We start from the raw sequence: 18480 nt of genomic DNA on the forward strand, positions 1-18480 counted from the left end.
GATGCCTCTGTAAGCCATTAATGCTAGTTTTTCTGTGCCGTTGCAGCATTGGCGGGGCCGATAATACGTTCATGGCTAGCCAGCAAGGGTTTATCTAGTTTGAGCTTGTTGGCATAAATAACGCTAAATGCCAGCACGTTTTTGATGTACTCGCGGGTTTCACCGTAGGGTAGATTTTCAATCCAAATGTCTGCGGGAAGATCCCCTGATTGCCGTAATAGCACCCGCTCAACTCTGCTAGGGCCAGCATTGTACGCAGCTGTTGCCAATATACGGTTACCGCCGAATTGCTCTAATAATTGGCCGAGATAAAAACCACCCATCGCGATATTTTTCTCTGGTGTAACTAAGTCTTCTGCGCGCGGATTAGGCAGCCCCATTTGCCGTGCAACGGTGCGAGCTGTGCCGGGCATTAACTGCATAATACCGCGGGCACCCACGCGAGAATTGGCGCTGGGGGCAAATGCACTCTCTTGCCGCGCGATGGCGTATATCCACTTAAGATCAATTTTTTCGCGTTTGGCAATGGTTTTAAACGTGTCTTTATAGGGGGTTGGAAAGCGCAGAGTGAGATCGTCCCATTCGCCGGCGCGGATCGCTGTCATAATAGATTGGTGTGACCAGCCCCAGTTTAATGCAAGCTGTGCAGCGGCCACTTGCTCTGGCTTGCTTAGACTGCGCATGCCGTAATTCCACTCTAGACTAGCGGTTAGATGTTCTCCCAATAGATAAAGTTCTCTGGCGCGAATCACGGCGCCGTGTTGTTCTATTTCATTGATCAGCGCAGGATCAAGAGTGCGCGCAGATTCTAGTTCGTAGTCTTCGTTAAGAATATCTGCAGCTAAAAAGCTGTAGTAACCACGTTCTGCCGCAATTTTTTGCAGAATGAGCTGGGTGCCAACACTGAGCTCGCCCTTAAGTTCGATATCGGCTCGTGCCCACCAATAGCGCCAATCTGCTTTTTCGCGCATTTCTGCTGGAAGAAATTGAATGGTTTGTTGTACCGCTGTCCAGTCGCGATCTTTTAATGCTAGGCGAACCCGCCATTCGGTGAGGTAGGGGTCTTCATAATTAGGATCGTTGGCCGTTACCCAGTCGCGGGTATAGCTCGCGTCGCTGGCGATAGTTTGCCTAGCCATGCTGTCACGCAGTGTGTAATTCTGCTTAGCGGTAAAGTTAAGCCTGCGATCAAGCTGATGCCATAATGTGTTGGTACGCTCAAAGTCGCCGCGTGCCAAACGCTTTAAAGTATGGACAGCAACTTCTTGGCTGTGGCTATTTGCCGGTAGATTGATGCCAATTTGATGGAGCCTATCAGGGCGGCGCAAGAGCTCAATATATTGTTCGGTATTTTTAATCTTGCCCATTAGATAGCGGGCCATATCGGTCTGGCCTTTTTCCAGCGCTAACTCAGCACGCAGCCAATACTGATCTTCAATTTGTTTTGCATTGAGGCGAGCCATCCACTGGCTTATGGGAATGTCACACTCTTTGGGCAAGGAGTAAGGGGTTTGCCAAAGCTCTGCTATCGCGGCATCTGCCTTGTTTTGGTCACCGACTTGTCGCAAGGCGTAGGCGTAATGACAGCTTGTAGCAGTGGAGGAATTCCTTTGGTAGTAGCGAACAAATCTGGGCCAGTCGCGGCTGCGTAACAATTTGTTAAGCCATGAGATGCGAATGCGCTGCCCAACAATGGTGTCACCATATTGTTGGAGGTAAACGTCTATGGTCTGCTCAGAGACACTATTAATCTGCGCCTTAACCAACTCAAGCTCTAAATAGGGTAGCAGTGCGTAGTTATTTAGCTTTGGAACTAGCTTTTCCGCATTGATAAGTCGACCGCGGCTGATTTCGTTGATGGCTTCGCGGTATAATCGCCGGCTTTCGTCCAGGCTGGAGTCGGCAAACACATTTGTTGCCAGTGTAGTCAGTATGAAAAATTGGATAAAGAGGCGTTTCATTTCCCTGCAGCCTTGTAAAACATCGTGAATTTCCTGAAGTAGCGTACTTATCAACATTCGAGATAACCAGCGTAACGTTGGTTACACACTGGATCAAATATATGCCTTTGTTACGTGCCACACAATTACAGCACAGTATTGGACAACAAATTGTGTTGGATAACGCAGAATTGCAATTAGAAGCTGGCGATCGCGTTTGCTTATTGGGTCGTAATGGCTGTGGTAAGTCAACATTACTGCGAATTGTCGACGGAAATACCACGGTAGATTCTGGCGAAATTTGGCGGCAACCGGGCGTGAAAATTGCTCGTATGGAGCAAACCTTAGATTTCGCTTCGCCAGAAGAAACAATTTACGACGTGGTCGCAGATGGTTTGGCGGGCTTGGGTAAAACTCTGCGCCGTTACAACGAATTGATTCACGGCGAGATGGGAGATAAAGAGCTAAAGGAGCTTGAGAAACTGCAGCGGGAGATAGAAGTTAACGACGGTTGGCTCTTCCAGCAGCGGATAGAAAACATCTTATCTCGACTTGAGTTGGATGCCGATGCAACTGTGTGTAGTTTGTCAGGCGGCTGGCGTCGCCGAGTCGCTTTGGCGCGTGCACTCGTGTGCGAACCAGATATTTTATTGTTAGATGAGCCGACCAACCACTTGGATTTGGACGGTATTCTCTGGTTAGAACAGTGTGTAATGTCATTTCAGGGTAGCGTACTTTTTGTAACCCATGACCGTGCGTTAATAGAAAAACTGGCGACGCGTATTATCGAATTAGATCGCGGAATTCTCACCAATTACGATACAAATTACGTTCGCTATCTGGAGTTGCGGGAGCACGCTTTAGAGGTTGAAGCAGAGCAAAATGCACTTTTCGACAAACGTTTAGCGCAAGAAGAAGTGTGGATTCGCCAAGGTATCAAAGCCCGTAGAACCCGTAATGAAGGTCGCGTTCGCGCCTTAGAAAAGATGCGTAATGAGCGTTCGCAACGTCGTGTTATCAGCGGCTCTGCAAACCTTAATGTTAATCTGGGTGACAAAACCGGCAAAGTCGTTGCTGAGCTAAGCGATGTTCGGTTTGAAGTACCTGGTAAATTACTGGTCGACAATCTTTCATTATTAATTTGCCGTGGCGATAAGTTAGCTCTTATTGGTCCTAACGGTGCGGGTAAAACAACCTTGCTGCGTTTGATTCTTGGCGAGCTTGCTCCCCAGAGCGGTACCGTGAAAGCCGGAACTAAACTGCAAGTCGCGTACTTTGATCAGTTACGTGATCGATTAGACGAAGATAAACGCGTCGTCGACATCGTAGGGCAGGGTCGTGACGCCGTCACAATCAACGGTAAAGACCGTCATATTATGAGTTACCTTGGTGACTTTTTGTTTACACCTGAGCGTGCTCGCAGCCATTTTGGGGTTTTGTCGGGTGGTGAGCGAGCGCGGGTGCAGCTCGCGTGTTTGTTTAGTCAACCTGCCAACGTGCTGGTAATGGACGAGCCAACCAACGATTTGGATATGGAAACTCTCGAATTACTTGAGAGTTTATTGGTTGAATTTACCGGCACGGTATTACTGGTAAGCCATGACCGTTCGTTTGTTGATAGCGTCGCGAGTAGTTGCTTATTATTTGAAGGTAATGGCCAGATAAGTGAGCATGTTGGTGGTTATACCGAGGTGTCTAATTATATGGCGCGCCGAGCTAGTCAACAAAAGGCGTTGATACAAAATAAAGATACGCTGAAGGCAGAAGTCGCGGTTGCGGAGCCAAAACCGGCGCCAAAAACTCGCAAGTTGAGTTATAAAGATCAGCGTGAATTGGACGAACTACCAGCTAAGATTGAGAGCTTAGAAGCACAAATTGCTGGATTGAGTGAAACCACCGGTGATCCTGCATTTTACCAGCAGGATGCAGACAAAGTAACGCAGGTTCTCGAGCAGTTAAGTAGCGTCCAGCTTGAGCTGGACGCATGTATGGAGCGTTGGATGGAGTTGGCGGAGTAAACCGCCTATTTATCTTGCCCAACTCGTACTGCGAGCACGTCGCAGGTCGCGCCGTGCAGCACGCCGTTTGCGGTTGATCCTAATAATAGTGCGAACCCCTTGCGTCCGTGGCTGCCGACTATAATGAGATCGGCTCCTAGGTTTTCGCTGAGTTCGTGTACTTGGGTGTCCGGGCGGCCGCTTAGGAGGTGGCAACGTTCAATTGGAATTTCGGCGCGTTGTGCATATTGATGAAGTGACTCCGTTGCTTGGGTTTGCAACTGCTCTTGTACACTTGAGAAATCCATTGGAATATCGCCGCCATAGGCTAAATTTAATGGCTCGACCACGTGTACTAAATGCAGTTCTGCATTGTCGCTTGATGCCATTGCGACAGCCCGCTCTAGCACGGCGTCGGCTTCGTCAGATAGGTCGATTGCCGCAAGGATGCACTGGTACTTCGGCATAGCTTTCTCCTTTTGTGTTCGCAATTTACCCAAGTATTAAGGTATAAAGCCTGCCATCTGTCCAGTGAACTCAAGGGAGCGACGTATGAGTTGGTTAATTGCAGTAGTCGTAATCGGGTTTATGCTGGCCCCAATAATGTGGATATTACCCTCACGGCGTCAGTCTCAACAGGCTGAAATACGCGCGTTTGCTCGCACCTTAGGCTTGTCGGTAAAAGTGGTTGCCATGCCTAAGACGCGACGCGCAAAAATTCGACGTGAAGATGATGTGTTTGGTGTGTGCTATACGCGCTTTCTACACAACAAAACGCCACTAGCAGCTTGGAAATATTGGTTAATAGCGGTGCCTGACGGCGATGATGATATTACGCCGATAGATCCGGTCATGCTTGAATTGATTGAATCGCAACGGCAAATGCTACCTAAAGATGCCAGCATGCTTGAACTGACACCGCTTGGCCTCAATATTTATTGGCGTGAAAATCATGCGACAACTGATGTGGTAAAAAATATTGCGCAATGCTTCGATATTATTATTGAAGAAGGGCGTCTTGAAAACGGAGTAAATACGTCTGATGACTAAGGCGACGACTCAAAGTTTGGTGCCTGGACGCTATCGTCACTACAAAGGTGGTGAATATTATGTCTATGAGGTGGCCACTCACAGTGAGACCGAAGAATTACTTGTTGTTTATCGACCGCTATATGGCGAGTCTGCGCTTTGGCTTAGGCCCCTCGCAATGTTTTCGGAAGTTATTGAATTTGAAGGTAAAATACAGGCTAGGTTTGAGCTAATTAGCCCTGCAGATGGGTCGAGTTTGTAGTGCTATGGTAGGGGCGGCGATATTACACCGCCCTTGACCCTGACGAAATGAACACTTATATATGTCGCCTCTCGCCGCTAAGGCGTCACATGTTTACGTACTGGTAGAAGGATAATATGGGCAAATCTTTAGTTATTGTGGAATCGCCAGCTAAGGCGAAGACCATTAACAAATATCTGGGTAACGAGTACATCGTTAAATCCAGTATTGGCCATATTCGTGATTTGCCGACGAGCGGCAGCAGTAAGGCAAGCCCCGTTGATGCCAAACAACGTGCTAAAGCGGCGGCGCTAACTCGTAAAATGTCGCCAGAAGAAAAAGAAATTCATAAGAAAACCAAGGCGCGTGAGCAATTGATTGGCCGCATGGGGATAGACCCAGAAAATGACTGGAAGGCGCATTATGAAATTCTTCCGGGCAAGGAAAAAGTTGTTAATGAATTAAAAAAATTGGCGGAAAATGCAGACACCATCTACCTCGCAACGGATTTGGACCGCGAGGGAGAGGCTATCGCATGGCATTTGCGCGAATCAATCGGTGGTGACGACAGCCGCTATAAGCGAGTGGTATTTAACGAAATTACTAAGAAGGCAATTCAAGCCGCGTTTGAAAAACCGACCGAGCTAGATATCGATCGTGTTAATGCACAGCAAGCACGACGTTTTCTTGACCGCGTGGTGGGTTATATGGTCTCGCCATTATTGTGGGCGAAGATTGCACGTGGTTTATCTGCCGGACGCGTTCAGTCTGTGGCAGTGCGGCTAATAGTTGATCGCGAAAAAGAAATACGTGCATTTATACCTGATGAATATTGGCAAATTCATACCGATAATGCGTCGACATCTGGGCAATTACGACTTGAGCTAAAAAAACAGGCTGGTGAAAATTTCCGCCCTGATAATGAAACCGATGCAATGTCGGCAGCAGCGGCATTGAAACAGGCTGAATTTAAAGTCAGTGCGCGTGAAGATAAACCCACCAAAAGTCACCCAGGCGCACCGTACATCACGTCTACGCTTCAGCAGGCTGCTAGTACGCGGCTAGGCTTTGGGGTCAAAAAGACAATGATGATGGCTCAGCGCCTTTATGAGGCCGGCTACATCACCTATATGCGTACCGACTCGACCAACTTGAGCGTAGACGCGGTAGCGGCGTGCCGTGATTATATTTCTTCTAATTTTTCTAAAGCGTATTTACCGGAAGCGCCACGATCATACTCGAGCAAAGAGGGTGCACAGGAGGCGCATGAGGCGATTCGCCCGTCAGATGTCAATGTGGAGCCAACACAATTGGCTGGCATGGAGCGTGATGCGGAGCGATTGTACACCCTAATTTGGCGGCAGTTTGTGGCGTGCCAAATGGCATCAGCGGATTTTACCAGCACGTCGATTACCGTTACGGCGGGTGACTGTGAGCTGCGTACCCGTGGTCGTGTAGTGCGTTTTGATGGTTTTATGAAGGTACAGCCACCGAGCATAAGCAAAAAAGAAGACGATCAAGAGTTGCCCGATGTGAAGGTTGGTGAGTGTTTGGACTTATTAAAAGTCGAGCCGACTCAGCATTTTACCAAGCCATCACCACGTTACTCTGAGGCGGCCTTGGTAAAAGAATTAGAAAAACGTGGTATTGGACGCCCATCTACTTATGCCTCGATTATCTCAACTATTCAGGATCGTGGTTACGTTAAAGTTGAAAATCGACGCTTCTACGCGGAAAAAATGGGCGATATTGTTACGGATCGCTTGGTTGAAAGTTTTAGCAATCTTTTGGATTACAGCTTCACTGCGCGAATGGAAGAGTTGCTCGATGCGGTAGCGTCTGGTGATAAAAATTGGAAACAACTGCTAAATGAGTTTTACGTTGATTTTCGTAAAACATTAGAACTTGCGGGCGCTAGCGACGATGGCATGCGTCAGAATGCACCGACGGGCACTGACATTCCGTGTCCAAATTGCGGTCGAGATATGCAAATTAGAACCGCCAGTACCGGCGTATTTCTCGGTTGTTCAGGCTATGCATTGCCACCTAAAGAGCGTTGTAAGCAAACTATAAACCTAGTTTCTGGTGATGATTTTGTCAGTATCGACAGTGATGACGACGAAGCTGAGTCTAAGCTGTTGCGTAGTAAAAAGCGTTGCGCATTATGTAATACCGCGATGGATAGTTACGTAATAGATGCATCTCGAAAACTCCATATTTGTGGTAATAACCCTGACTGTGCCGGCCAAGAAATCGAAGAAGGCAGTTTTAAAGTTAAGGGTTACGAAGGGCCGCTGATTGAGTGTGATAAGTGCGGCTTGGATATGCAGTTAAAAACGGGTCGCTTTGGTAAGTATTTTGGTTGTACTGGGGAGGAGTGTAAGAACACCCGTAAACTTTTACGCAGTGGGGAGGCCGCGCCACCGAAAATGGATCCCGTGCCGATGCCTGAGTTGAAGTGCGAAAAAGTTGATGATCATTATATTTTACGCGATGGCGCCTCAGGCTTATTCCTTGCCGCAAGTGGTTTTCCGCGTAATCGTGAAACCCGTGCGCCGCTGGTGAAAGAAATTTTACCGCATCGTGACGAGGTTGATGAAAAATACGATTTCCTTTTTGATGCGCCAGTTAAAGACAAAGAAGGTCGCGATAGTGTGATCCGCTATAGCCGTAAGACCAAAGAGCAATATGTTCAAACCGAAGTTGATGGTAAACCGTCGGGTTGGGCGGCGTTCTATGAAAATGGAAAATGGCTAGTGCGCGAAAAAGTAGCGAAAAAGCCTAAAGCGTCAAAATAATCGAAACGATGTAGCAGCAGTAACGTGCTGGAGTGATTATGAAAGAGAGCTTTCGCGGACAGTGCAATTTACATATTTATTTTGCCGAGCAGTATCTCAATCAGCTTGGGTCAGTCGACTCTGCTGAGTGGGGCGGGCATTTTCACAGAGCTGCGTCCGAATCGTTGGCGTGGCAGCTTCTATTAGCTTATCAGTGCCATTTGGCGGACGTGCTGGAGCAGCAACCCAAATTTGGTCTGCGCGTTCCACAGGGGTTATTTAACGCACGCTCATTTGTGGAGCCTGATTTGCCGCCTGAAATAATAGAGCTGGCAGATCGGGAGCTTCATTCCCCCTGGCTCAGTTCGTTGGTTACTTATTCTTTTCTGCAAACTACTGTGGCATCTCCAACCGGCGTAGGCGTTATCGCTAGTGATGCTAATAGCGCTCGCCGTGTTAGTTTAGATTTTGCTGACTGTCTCGCCGAGCTGAAGTCGTTGATTGCCCGTCATCGTGCCACGCTGATGGAATACTGAAGTCGTTGGCATGAGGCTGCGGGGGTTTGCTACAATAGATCGACCAGACGCGCCGTGTTGGCTTTAGTCATATCAAGGATATTTTAGTGTTGTCATATTTAGAACTCGTCGAGCTAGCTAACGGCGATATAGTCTTACAGCGATCAGAAGGTGACGAAAATCCGCTGGTGACGATCAAATTCTCGAAAGAAACCCGTGAGCATATTGCTGGTTCAGCATTGGATGTTGCGCGTGCGATGGTACAGGCCGGTATTGAAGCTGCCGCCATGCCTGTAGAGGAAGACAGCTTTGAAGATGATGATATTGATGACGAAGACGATAATGAGCCCGGCGCCAAGATCGTCCATTAGCGGTATTTAGCTGTTAAGGCTGCATAAAAATCACAAGGCACTCCGCTGAACCGGCAAGTGCTGCGAGCTCTAAAGCTTCTCTCTCATCATCTCTGAGAGGCCTTTCTAGTAATACCGCGACAGTATGACTTTTGCCTCGCTCCAGCGCCCGTATCGCAATTTCACTTAGATCACGTTTGGTATTTGAAACAACCTGCAGTATTTTGCGGTCGTGTTGGTGTGCTTCTGCGTTTAATAAAGGCTTTAGGGGCCTGTCTGCCACCCAGCAAAGCCAACGTTGATCAGAATTACTGCTCAATTCGATCATCATGGCGGCAAGCATAGGGCGTGACAAATGCGCGTCGCTGCGCATGGTAATCTCGGTAACTTTTCCGCCACTTAATGACGGGGCCGGGCTGTAATGTAAGGGCATTTGTTCTAGGCAAGACATAGTATTTAGCTCCCGCGACGTAAAATACCAACACTTAAACCTTCAATCGCAAATTCTTGCTCTCTTAGGTCTACTTCAATTGGTGCGTAATCTGGGTTTTCGGCAAGCAGAGAAATGTGGAATTTACTTTTTTGTTGCTGAAAACGTTTCACTGTTACTTCATCACCAATTCTTGCAACAACAATCTGGCCATTGCGAGCAACGGTGCTGCGATGTACGGCTAATAAGTCGTCGTCAAAAATGCCAGCATTTATCATACTGTCGCCCTTAACTCTTAAAAAGTAATCAGCGCTTGGAGAAAAAATAGTAGCTGGCATGTCGCAGTAATCTTCAATGTGAGCTTCGGCGAGAATGGGGCTGCCGGCGGCTACACGACCAATAATAGGTAGGCCTAGCGATTCCGGTAAGCGAATGCCGCGAGACGCGCCGGCAATAATTTCGATAGCGCCTTTTCTCGCTAGTGCTTTAAGGTGCTCTTCTGCGGCATTGGGTGACTTAAAACCAAGCTCTCTGGCTATGTCTGCCCTTGTAGGTGGATACCCAGTTTCACCGATATGATCTTTGATCAATTGCAGGACTTCACTTTGTCTAGCGGTCAGCTTTTCCATAATTTTGGCGTCTGGTTACTTATACAGTAACTGTTATTATATACAGTATTGTTTGAATGGCAATAGCCTATTTAAATGTCCGAAATTATAGTGGTGCAGGAGCAAAAAACCTGCGTTCGCAGGTTAGGGGGGAGTGTTGCTATTAAACTGGCATGAACTTTTTAATGCGCTGAGTACCAGAAAATTAAAAGGATTAATACTCGTCAGTTATGCCGTTGACGATATCAGATTCTATTTCCGAGAGTGGATTCCAGCTTTCGGGGACCATAGTATCGTCTAGGAATCGATAGTCATCGTCGCTTAACTCAAACGCGTTTCGCCAATCTTCAGGCTCTTCGATCATTTCTAGATTAAGCTGATNCCAGCTGTCCATATCGTATTGACAGAGTTCGCCATCTATTAGCTGTGCTTCTACAGAGTCGCTGTCGTCATCTACCGCAACTACTTCAAATAATTGGCCAGACTCAATGTCTTTGTACCAATAACCAATTTGGGGTCTTATTGCTGCCATGATTTCCGCCTCGGTTGATCTACGCCTCCCAAACTAACACTTAAGAAACCGCTGTCTAGTAGGTATTTTTCGCAGTGCTGACAGATCCGAGCTGGGGTTTTACGTCGCTCTTTTATACAATTAGCTTTATATTCAGCCGCATAGATGATTTTTTTGATCTTTATTGGCAGTTTTTCTTTAGGTTTTTATGGTGCATTTATCTAAGAGCGCGGGGTTTAGAAATGAAATTGTATAGAAATAACTTGAGGAACCTCGATGCTTAAGCAGTGGTGGACAGATTTTCAGCCGGCGGAGTATCCCTGGTTGGGCGACGTATTCGTATTGGTGCTCATTTTATTAGGCTTAAATTTAGTGCTTGGCCGGTTAATTGTTCATCTGGGTAGAAAGTTTGAGAAAACCCATAATTTATGGGATGACGCATTGTTGGAGGCCGCGCGCCGGCCTGCATTGATGATGATTTGGGCGGTGGGCGGTAGTCATGTTTTAGAGGTTATCGGCGAATCCACCGAGGCAGAAGTTTTTTCTGCCTTAGATTCACTGCGCGCAGTGGGTGTGGTGTTGATATTGGGATGGTTTTTGGTGTCATTAGTGAGGCAGGTTGAGCTGCGTCTCTTGTCTGATGAATACAGCGTAAAAGACGAACCAATTGATCAAACCACGGTTATGGCACTGGGTAAGTTGGTGCGCTCAGCCATTATTATTGTGTCTGCTTTGATGGTGTTACAAAACCTTGGTTACAGTATTTCGGGGGTGCTAGCGTTTGGTGGTATTGGCGGTATTGCAGTTGGTTTTGCGGCCAAGGATTTATTAGCGAATTTTTTTGGTGGATTAATGGTGTATTTAGATCGGCCATTTTCGGTCGGTGACTGGGTGCGCTCGCCAGATAAGAATATAGAGGGTACGGTTGAGAATATCGGTTGGCGGCAAACGCGAATTCGTACCTTTGATCAGCGTCCACTCTACGTACCCAATGCGACGTTTTCCCAAATTTCAGTAGAAAACCCTTCGCGCATGTTGAATCGTCGAATTTATGAAACGATTGGTGTGCGTTATGAAGATGCAGCAGTTGTTCCGGATATTATTACCCAAGTGCGTGGGATGTTAGAGGATCACGCGGATATTGATTTAGGAAAGACCTTGATTGTTAACTTTAATCAGTACAATGCCTCGTCTTTGGATTTCTTTGTTTACACGTTTACGAAAACGACAAATTGGGTTGAGTACCACGCCATTAAACAAGATGTGTTGCTGAAAATTCTCGATATTATTCATGGTTTGGGTGCAGATGTCGCATTCCCAACGACGACGGTAAAACTCGATCCTATTTCTATCGAGACAGTGCAAGAGCGCAAAACGGAGCAGTAATTAAATGAGTAAAACCATAGCAGTAATTGGCGGTACCGGTTTATGTGATTGGCCCGGCGCTGAAGTGCTTGATGAGACGGTGGTTGAGACGCCCTATGGCGCCCCTAGCGCACATTTACAGCGCATTCGATATGAGGGTGCAGAGTTTTTGTTTTTGGCCCGGCACGGCAAAGGGCATCAAATTCCACCGCACGCTATTAATTACCGCGCAAACATTGATGCATTGAAAAAAGCGGGGGTTGGTGCGTTAGTGGCGGTGAATGCTGTTGGTGGGATTAGTGAACGATTTGTGACGGGGGTTATAGCAATTCCTAATCAGATCAATGATTACACTTGGGGGCGTGAGCACACGTTTTTTGATGGCAGTAACGGCAAGGTGGAGCACATTGATTTTAGCTACCCATACAGCCAAGACCTGCGTTCACGATTGGCAAATGCCGCAGTAGATGCAGATATCGCATTTGAAGATTATGGCGTATACGCGGTGACGCAGGGCCCGCGGTTAGAAACAGCATCAGAAATTAGTCGATTAGCGCGAGATGGCAACGACATCGTGGGTATGACGGCTATGCCCGAAGCGAGCTTGGCTCGAGAAGCGGGCATTGAATATGCGTCTATCGCGCTGGTGGTAAATCCGGGAGCCGGCCTGAGTGATAATATCATCACAATGGAAGATATTCAGACTGTGATCGACACCGGCATGCTGCAGGTAAAATCAATTTTAGCGCAGTGTATCGCGGCTTATTGAGCCGCGTTCTCTGGGCTTGCCTCGACAGCAGCTGTGCCTTCCTTTATTTTGCTGATTTTGATAATTACGCCAAATCGAGGATGGTCTATAAAGTGTAGTTCGTCACTACGCATCCGCCGCTGCTGCTCCATTACGACTATTTGATCAATTGGGTAGTCGCCGCTGTTTTCTGCTTGCGTTTTTGCTTGAGCAGCTTGTGGCGTATAGCTTGGGTTTTGCTTTAAAAATTCTGCGTATTCTGGGCTGTCGTTAGCTGGGGCGGGTTCTTCTTCGGGTTCGTTAAAGCTTAATGGTTGACGTGGAAGATAGTAATTACCGCCACGGCTACCAAAACTGCTTAACCATAAATTGGTATCTAAATGTAGATATCGTTCTACAGCCACTCGAATATAGCCCTCGAGTTCGTAATGATTGCCGTATTGTTTTCCACCTTGAATTAGAATGGCAGGGGATCTTTTTCGCGACGTTAAATCTTGCTGCCAGCTTGCTTGTAGCAGTGGTTTGTAGCGCGACGACAGGCGTAGAGATTTAAGTGTTTTCTCAAACTCTGGATCCATGTAATCGACTTTTTGCAGGGTGTTACCGCTGTTATAAATACGTGTCCAGTTGCGTGGATAGCGCAGGTGAAGATTGTCTGGCCAGTCTTCTTCGTAACGGCTTGATTGATCGTTGTTGGCGAATACGACAAGATCAATATGGAAACGATTGTCATTTTGGCTCAGTGCAACACTACTAAACGCCAGTAGTAAAACCGCAAGTAAGCCAGTAATTGGGCGACGGTAAGTGTGTCGTCGATTCGCTGTGTTCATATCGCAATGTCTCTTTGTTTCTTGTCACGGTGTGACTGCCTAAATGCTGAGGCAGACTATCTCAGTTCTAGTGAGTAGGCGCCAGTTTTGCTAATAAAGATTCAATAAATTCGAAACGTTTTAAAGGCTCTTCCATTGGCTGCTTAAATTTAAGCGCAGTAGCGCCGTCAAGTTGGTAGGTTGCAGGTGCCGACTGCACTAGCTGTACCAGATTCAGCGGGTTTATCTGGGTGTCTTCGGAAAACTCAATGCGGCCAGAGATGGCTGACGCTTCAATTTTACTTAAGCCTAAGGTAACGGCTTGCAGGCGTAGCTCACCACAGCGGAATAAGTTTTTTACTTGATTGGGGAGTAGCCCAAAGCGATCGATCATTTCAATTTGTAGTTCACGTAATCCGTCACTATTGGCGGCGCCGGCAATGCGTTTGTAGAGCATTAAGCGGCTTTGAACGTCAGGTAGGTAATCATCTGGAATAAGTGCGGGTAGACGCAAATTAACCTCGATGTGGTCGTTGTCGCTGCGTTCTAAATTAATTTTTTTGCCGGCTTTAATGGCTTGCACAGCGCGATCTAGCATGTCCATATACAAGGTGAAGCCGATGGTATGTATTTGTCCGCTTTGGCCTTCGCCTAAAAGTTCGCCTGCACCGCGAATTTCCATGTCTTGGGTTGCTAGGGTGAACCCCGCGCCGAGATCGTCTGCCTCGCTAATTGCGGTTAAGCGTTTTTCTGCGTCGCCGGTTAATTGCTTGGCAGGTGGTGTTAATAAATAGGCATAGGCTTGATGGTGAGAACGGCCGACTCGGCCTCGTAATTGGTGGAGTTGTGCTAAACCAAATTTGTCGGCGCGATCAATAATAATCGTGTTGGCATTGGGTACATCGATCCCAGTTTCAATAATGGTTGAGCACACCAATACATTGTGACGTTTGTGATAAAAGTCGCTCATGACTTGTTCGAGTTCGCGCTCTCGCATTTGGCCATGACCGATGCCTATGCGTAACTCAGGGATCATGTCTTGTAAATCCCGCGCGGTTTTTTCAATGGTTTTGACTTCGTTGTGCAAGTAATAAACCTGACCGCCGCGCAAAATCTCTCGGAGGATAGACTCTTTGATCAAGGCGGGATCTGATTCACGTACAAAGGTTTTTACCGATAATCTGCGTGCAGGTGGCGTTGCGATAATCGATAAGTCGCGAATGCCTGCCATCGACATATTTAGTGTGCGAGGAATGGGGGTGGCGGTGAGGGTAAGTACATCAACTTCAGCGCGAATATTTTTAAGCGCTTCTTTTTGGCGGACGCCAAAGCGGTGTTCTTCGTCGATGATAACCAAGCCAAGATTTTTGTAGACAATGTCGTTGCTAAGCAGCTTGTGGGTGCCGATTAATATGTCGACTTTGCCAGCTTCTAAATCTGCAATAACGGTNTTTTGTTCGGCGGCGCTGCGAAAGCGCGATAGTACTTCTATGTTGACCGGCAGTTCCGCAAAGCGGTCGCGGAATGATTCAAAGTGTTGCTGGGCGAGCAGGGTGGTGGGTACCAGTATGGCAACTTGCGTATTGTTTTGAACTGCGACAAAGGCCGCGCGCACTGCGACTTCAGTTTTACCAAAGCCAACGTCCCCGCACACCAATCTGTCCATGGGCTTGATGGATTTCAAATCAGCAATAACCGCTTCAATGGCGGTTTGTTGGTCGGGGGTTTCTTCAAAGGGAAAGGCGTTGGCAAACTCGTAATAGTCTTCGTCGCTTAGCTCAAAAGAACGGCCTTGGCGGGCTTCTCGTCGCGCATAAATATCGAGCAGTTCAGCGGCTACGTCGCGAATTTTTTCAGCAGCTTTGCGCTTGGCTTTGCTCCATTGGTCGGTACCTAAGCGATGCAGTGGTGCAAGCTCGTCATCGGCGCCGCTATAGCGGCTAATGAGCTGTAAAGAAGTTACCGGAACATATAATTTGGCGCCATCGGCATACTCAAGACTTAAAAACTCATTGGCTTGATTGTCGATGTTTAGGGTTTGCAGACCTAGGTAGCGGCCTACGCCGTGGTCGGCATGAACGACCGGTGCACCAACTCGTAGCTCAGCAAGATTTTTCACCACGTTTTCGGCGGTATTCGTCGCTTTTTTGCGCCGCCTGCTCTGTGAAACGCGCTTGCCGAAAAGTTGAGACTCGGTGATTAAAGCAAAGGGAGTTGGCAAACTGCCCGAAATCCCTTCGTCTAGCGGTGCGACTGTAATATTGATTTGGTCTTTGCCGGTGCTGAACGCGTGCCAGTCGGCGACGGGTTTAGCCTTAAGCTTGTGTCGACTCAATAGGTCGATAAGTGCTTCGCGGCGGCCAGCGGATTCCGCACAAAATAGTACGCGACGGTTGCTGCAATACACTCGCAATGCTGCGATGGGGTCGTCTTGCTTACTATCTACTGTTAGCGCGGGAGAGTTGCCAATAGCGAAGTTATGCCCGGCACCTGTTTCTGGTAGTACTGATTCAGCAATGGTGACGCGGGGGTAGTCTTTTAAGCGCGCAAAAATTTCTGGTACAGGCTGGAATACCGTTGCCGGTGGAAGTACTGGCCGCCGGATATCGCCAAGGCGTTGCTCGTAACGTTGCTGAATGTCTTGCCAGTAATGTTCTGCCGCGCCCTCTATTCCCGAGTTAGTGAGTAGCCAGCTATTACTGGGGAGGTAATCGAATAGGGTACCGGTTTTTTCAAAGAACAACGGTAAATAGTACTCAATACCTGCCGGTGCGATACCGTCGCTGACATCTTGGTAAATTGGGCATTTACGGTGATCGACGTCGAAACTCTCATGCCAATGGCGGCGGAAGAGGGCAATGCCGTCTTCATCGATGGGTAATTCTTTACCCGGTAACAGCCGGATTTGTTTGACAGAATCTATTCCACGCTGTGTTTCTGGATCGAAGCTGCGCAGGCTGTCGATTTCTTCATCGAGCAGATCAATGCGGTAGGGTAGTTCGCTGCCCATGGGGAAAACATCAATAATTGCGCCTCGGCTTGCGTATTCGCCGTGCTGATACACAGTGTCGACATGCCGATAGCCGCTTTTTTCTAATTGCTGGCGAAATGTATCGATGTCGAGGGTTTGGCCTATATCCAGCAAAAGACTGTGCTTGCTGACGTAGTCTGGAGGTGCAATGCGGTGCATTAAGGTGCTGATTGGCGCCACCAGAATGCCGCGACGCATAGTAGTTAGCTCGCTTAAAGTGCGCAGGCGTTCAGAAACTATGTCTTCGTGAGGTGAAAAATTATCGTAGGGCAAGGTTTCCCAGTCGGGGAGCAGTCTGACCGTTAGGCCGTCAGCAAAGAAGCGAATACTTTGCTCTAGTTGGTATGCTGAGGCGGTGTCTGCTGTTAGCAATAAAACCGGCGCGTCTAGCGAATTTGCTAGCTTTGCGGCCAGTAAGCCACGGCTGGCAGCTGGAATGCCACCCCAGTGGAGGGCGCCGCCCTTGGGTGGTTTTACGATGGCGGGTAATTCAATCACAGTTGAAATTCGGCTTCTTGTAAGAGATGTTCGCGCCATTGTAACCTGCAAGTGGTAGTTATTACATTGCCTCAAATGGCTTGGGCAGTTGAACTCGGAGGCAGTAATAAAGATAATACGCGCTCAAATTTCTCCCCGTAAGCAAAGGGTATCTACCGTGACTGAAAGAAGACGTGAGCGTCCTGATGATTATTTCGCCGATTGGAAAGAGCGCGAAGCATTAGCAGAGGGGATGATCCCCCTAGTTGGTAAGTTGTACCGTGCCAACAACGTTAAGACCTACATCTATGGAAAGAATCTCGTAAATCTTTCTGTTCTAGATATCATGCAAGCGCATCGTTTTGTGCGTCAGGTAGAGCAAAACGAGCTGTCAGAGTTTGAAACCTTCCCTGTTATTCAAGCATTAGCAACCCTAGATCTTGGCACCGCACATATCGATGCCGGACGTATCGCTGCTGCGTATGAAGAAATTGGTAAGCCTGCGGGGCAATCGGTAGAAGAGTTTGTTCGTGGTCAGGTAGCGGGTTTGATCGGTGGCGCTAAAGAGCCGGTACGCCCAGCGCGCGATGTTGTGCTTTATGGTTTTGGCCGTATTGGTCGTTTGGTCGCGCGCTTGTTGATCGAAAAAGCCGGCGGTGGCGAAAATCTGCGTCTTAAAGCTGTTGTTGTTCGTCATGGCGGTGCTGAGAATGATTTAGTTAAGCGCGTCAGTCTATTGCGTCGTGATTCAGTTCATGGGCCTTTTAACGGCACCATCCGTGTAGATGAAGATCGCCAGTCTTTTGTTGCTAATGGTGTTGAGGTTAAAGTTATTTATTCTAACTCGCCATCTGAAGTGGACTACACCAAATACGGTATCAACGATGCCATTCTAGTTGATAACACTGGTAAGTGGCGTGATTCAGAAGGCCTGTCAACTCACTTGGCATGCCCCGGTATTTCAAAGGTTATTTTGACTGCGCCAGGTAAAGGCGATATGAAAAATATCGTTCACGGTGTTAATAGTCACGAGATCCTGCCGACCGACACTATTATTTCTGCTGCAAGCTGCACCACTAATGCTATCGCCCCACCACTAAAAGTGCTGGACGATAAATTTGGCGTTGAGGGTGGTCATGTTGAAACGGTTCACTCTTATACTAACGACCAAAACCTGATCGACAACTATCACAAAGGTGACCGTCGTGGCCGCAGTGCGCCATTAAATATGGTTATCTCTGAAACTGGTGCAGCGAAGGCTGTGGGTAAAGTATTGCCACAGCTGCTCGGTAAATTAAGTGGTAATGCCATTCGTGTACCCACCCCAAATGTATCATTGGCAATTTTAAAGCTTAATCTAAAAACAGAAACTACCACTGAAGAGTTGAACGAGTTCATGCGTCGCGTGGCATTGCATTCGCCATTGCGTAAGCAAATCGATTACTCAAACTCCCCTGAAGTAGTGTCTAGCGATTTTGTCGGCTCACGTCATGCCTGTGTATTCGATAGTGAAGCAACTATCGTCAATGGCAAAAGCGCGGTGCTTTACTGTTGGTACGACAATGAGTTCGGCTATAGCTGCCAAGTACATAGAATTCTAGAGCAGATGGCTGGTGTGGAATACGCGGTATATCCTCAAGATTAAGAGGAGA

General features: G+C 47.7%; 16 protein-coding genes. 9 read left to right on the forward strand and 7 right to left on the reverse strand.

Translation table 11 applies throughout. From position 1 onward, the window contains the following. Window positions 1-23: 23 nt before the first annotated feature. Window positions 24-1961 carry a transglycosylase SLT domain-containing protein gene (locus tag GVJ32_RS11535; RefSeq protein ID WP_159240225.1) on the reverse strand — a complete coding sequence of 646 codons (1938 nt, stop codon included), beginning with the start codon at window positions 1959-1961 and terminating at the stop codon, window positions 24-26. A gap of 101 nt (window positions 1962-2062) precedes the next feature. Between GVJ32_RS11535 and GVJ32_RS11540 the strand changes: the two genes are divergently transcribed. After that, complete coding sequence (locus GVJ32_RS11540) at window positions 2063-3958, forward strand: ATP-binding cassette domain-containing protein (protein WP_159240228.1); 1896 nt, start codon at window positions 2063-2065, stop codon at window positions 3956-3958. Between the two features lie 5 nt (window positions 3959-3963). Here GVJ32_RS11540 and GVJ32_RS11545 read toward each other — a convergent pair whose 3' ends face one another. After that, the gene (locus GVJ32_RS11545; protein ID WP_159240230.1) at window positions 3964-4404 is read right to left on the reverse strand and encodes a universal stress protein; all 441 of its coding nucleotides are present in this window, start codon (window positions 4402-4404) and stop codon (window positions 3964-3966) included. A gap of 85 nt (window positions 4405-4489) precedes the next feature. On the opposite strand from GVJ32_RS11545, the gene GVJ32_RS11550 reads away from it, so the two are divergent. From GVJ32_RS11550 to GVJ32_RS11570, 5 genes are all read left to right on the forward strand, one after another. After that, entirely contained in the window at window positions 4490-4987 is a 498-nt protein-coding gene (locus GVJ32_RS11550; RefSeq protein WP_159240232.1) for a hypothetical protein, read from the forward strand. After that, window positions 4980-5228 carry a DUF1653 domain-containing protein gene (locus GVJ32_RS11555; RefSeq protein WP_159240234.1) on the forward strand — a complete coding sequence of 83 codons (249 nt, stop codon included), beginning with the start codon at window positions 4980-4982 and terminating at the stop codon, window positions 5226-5228. The genes GVJ32_RS11550 and GVJ32_RS11555 overlap by 8 nt, the downstream gene beginning before the upstream one ends. A 116-nt stretch (window positions 5229-5344) precedes the next feature. Then, window positions 5345-8005, forward strand: a complete 2661-nt coding sequence (gene topA, locus GVJ32_RS11560) for a type I DNA topoisomerase (protein WP_159240236.1) — start codon at window positions 5345-5347, stop codon at window positions 8003-8005. Window positions 8006-8043: 38 nt separating this feature from the next. Then, window positions 8044-8520 (forward strand): hypothetical protein, encoded by a 477-nt coding sequence (locus GVJ32_RS11565; RefSeq protein WP_159240238.1) that lies wholly within the window; start codon window positions 8044-8046, stop codon window positions 8518-8520. An 86-nt stretch (window positions 8521-8606) separates the two neighbouring features. Next, window positions 8607-8870 (forward strand): hypothetical protein, encoded by a 264-nt coding sequence (locus GVJ32_RS11570; RefSeq protein ID WP_159240239.1) that lies wholly within the window; start codon window positions 8607-8609, stop codon window positions 8868-8870. Window positions 8871-8883: 13 nt separating this feature from the next. Here GVJ32_RS11570 and GVJ32_RS11575 read toward each other — a convergent pair whose 3' ends face one another. The 3 genes from GVJ32_RS11575 to GVJ32_RS11585 form a co-directional block, all read right to left on the reverse strand. Further along, window positions 8884-9300 carry a hypothetical protein gene (locus GVJ32_RS11575; protein ID WP_159240240.1) on the reverse strand — a complete coding sequence of 139 codons (417 nt, stop codon included), beginning with the start codon at window positions 9298-9300 and terminating at the stop codon, window positions 8884-8886. 5 nt (window positions 9301-9305) lie between these two features. Further along, window positions 9306-9908 carry a transcriptional repressor LexA gene (gene lexA / locus GVJ32_RS11580; RefSeq protein WP_159240241.1) on the reverse strand — a complete coding sequence of 201 codons (603 nt, stop codon included), beginning with the start codon at window positions 9906-9908 and terminating at the stop codon, window positions 9306-9308. Between the two features lie 193 nt (window positions 9909-10101). Continuing rightward, window positions 10102-10419: a DUF6763 family protein gene (locus GVJ32_RS11585; RefSeq protein ID WP_235035116.1), complete on the reverse strand. Its 318-nt coding sequence runs from the start codon at window positions 10417-10419 to the stop codon at window positions 10102-10104. A gap of 255 nt (window positions 10420-10674) precedes the next feature. Here GVJ32_RS11585 and GVJ32_RS11590 point away from each other — a divergent pair, with 255 nt between their 5' ends. Together GVJ32_RS11590 and GVJ32_RS11595 are read left to right on the forward strand one after the other, a co-directional pair. Further along, the gene (locus GVJ32_RS11590) at window positions 10675-11784 is read left to right on the forward strand and encodes a mechanosensitive ion channel family protein (protein ID WP_159240243.1); all 1110 of its coding nucleotides are present in this window, start codon (window positions 10675-10677) and stop codon (window positions 11782-11784) included. A gap of 4 nt (window positions 11785-11788) precedes the next feature. Continuing rightward, entirely contained in the window at window positions 11789-12532 is a 744-nt protein-coding gene (locus GVJ32_RS11595) for an S-methyl-5'-thioinosine phosphorylase (RefSeq protein ID WP_159240245.1), read from the forward strand. Here the strand turns inward: GVJ32_RS11595 and GVJ32_RS11600 are convergent. Both GVJ32_RS11600 and mfd read right to left on the reverse strand, forming a co-directional pair. Further along, on the reverse strand, window positions 12526-13341 hold the full coding sequence (locus GVJ32_RS11600) for a CsiV family protein (RefSeq protein WP_159240247.1): 816 nt from the start codon (window positions 13339-13341) through the stop codon (window positions 12526-12528). The genes GVJ32_RS11595 and GVJ32_RS11600 overlap by 7 nt on opposite strands. A gap of 67 nt (window positions 13342-13408) precedes the next feature. Beyond that, window positions 13409-16888, reverse strand: coding sequence for a transcription-repair coupling factor (gene mfd / locus GVJ32_RS11605; protein ID WP_159240249.1), 3480 nt, complete (start codon window positions 16886-16888; stop codon window positions 13409-13411). 118 nt (window positions 16889-17006) lie between these two features. Between mfd and GVJ32_RS11610 the strand changes: the two genes are divergently transcribed. After that, the gene (locus tag GVJ32_RS11610; protein WP_159240251.1) at window positions 17007-18473 is read left to right on the forward strand and encodes a glyceraldehyde-3-phosphate dehydrogenase; all 1467 of its coding nucleotides are present in this window, start codon (window positions 17007-17009) and stop codon (window positions 18471-18473) included. Window positions 18474-18480 lie beyond the last annotated feature (7 nt).

This window comes from Zhongshania aliphaticivorans (genome assembly GCF_902705855.1).
Classification (GTDB): Bacteria; Pseudomonadota; Gammaproteobacteria; order Pseudomonadales; family Spongiibacteraceae; genus Spongiibacter; species Spongiibacter aliphaticivorans_B.

What these genes read in the sequence shown, in the direction of transcription:
- GVJ32_RS11535 (WP_159240225.1), bottom strand. Translation starts at nt 1,961, where the DNA reads ATGAAACGCCTCTTTATCCAATTTTTCATACTGACTACACTGGCAACA.
- GVJ32_RS11540 (WP_159240228.1), top strand. Translation starts at nt 2,063, where the DNA reads ATGCCTTTGTTACGTGCCACACAATTACAGCACAGTATTGGACAACAA.
- GVJ32_RS11545 (WP_159240230.1), bottom strand. Translation starts at nt 4,404, where the DNA reads ATGCCGAAGTACCAGTGCATCCTTGCGGCAATCGACCTATCTGACGAA.
- GVJ32_RS11550 (WP_159240232.1), top strand. Translation starts at nt 4,490, where the DNA reads ATGAGTTGGTTAATTGCAGTAGTCGTAATCGGGTTTATGCTGGCCCCA.
- GVJ32_RS11555 (WP_159240234.1), top strand. Translation starts at nt 4,980, where the DNA reads ATGACTAAGGCGACGACTCAAAGTTTGGTGCCTGGACGCTATCGTCAC.
- topA (WP_159240236.1), top strand. Translation starts at nt 5,345, where the DNA reads ATGGGCAAATCTTTAGTTATTGTGGAATCGCCAGCTAAGGCGAAGACC.
- GVJ32_RS11565 (WP_159240238.1), top strand. Translation starts at nt 8,044, where the DNA reads ATGAAAGAGAGCTTTCGCGGACAGTGCAATTTACATATTTATTTTGCC.
- GVJ32_RS11575 (WP_159240240.1), bottom strand. Translation starts at nt 9,300, where the DNA reads ATGTCTTGCCTAGAACAAATGCCCTTACATTACAGCCCGGCCCCGTCA.
- lexA (WP_159240241.1), bottom strand. Translation starts at nt 9,908, where the DNA reads ATGGAAAAGCTGACCGCTAGACAAAGTGAAGTCCTGCAATTGATCAAA.
- GVJ32_RS11590 (WP_159240243.1), top strand. Translation starts at nt 10,675, where the DNA reads ATGCTTAAGCAGTGGTGGACAGATTTTCAGCCGGCGGAGTATCCCTGG.
- GVJ32_RS11595 (WP_159240245.1), top strand. Translation starts at nt 11,789, where the DNA reads ATGAGTAAAACCATAGCAGTAATTGGCGGTACCGGTTTATGTGATTGG.
- GVJ32_RS11600 (WP_159240247.1), bottom strand. Translation starts at nt 13,341, where the DNA reads ATGAACACAGCGAATCGACGACACACTTACCGTCGCCCAATTACTGGC.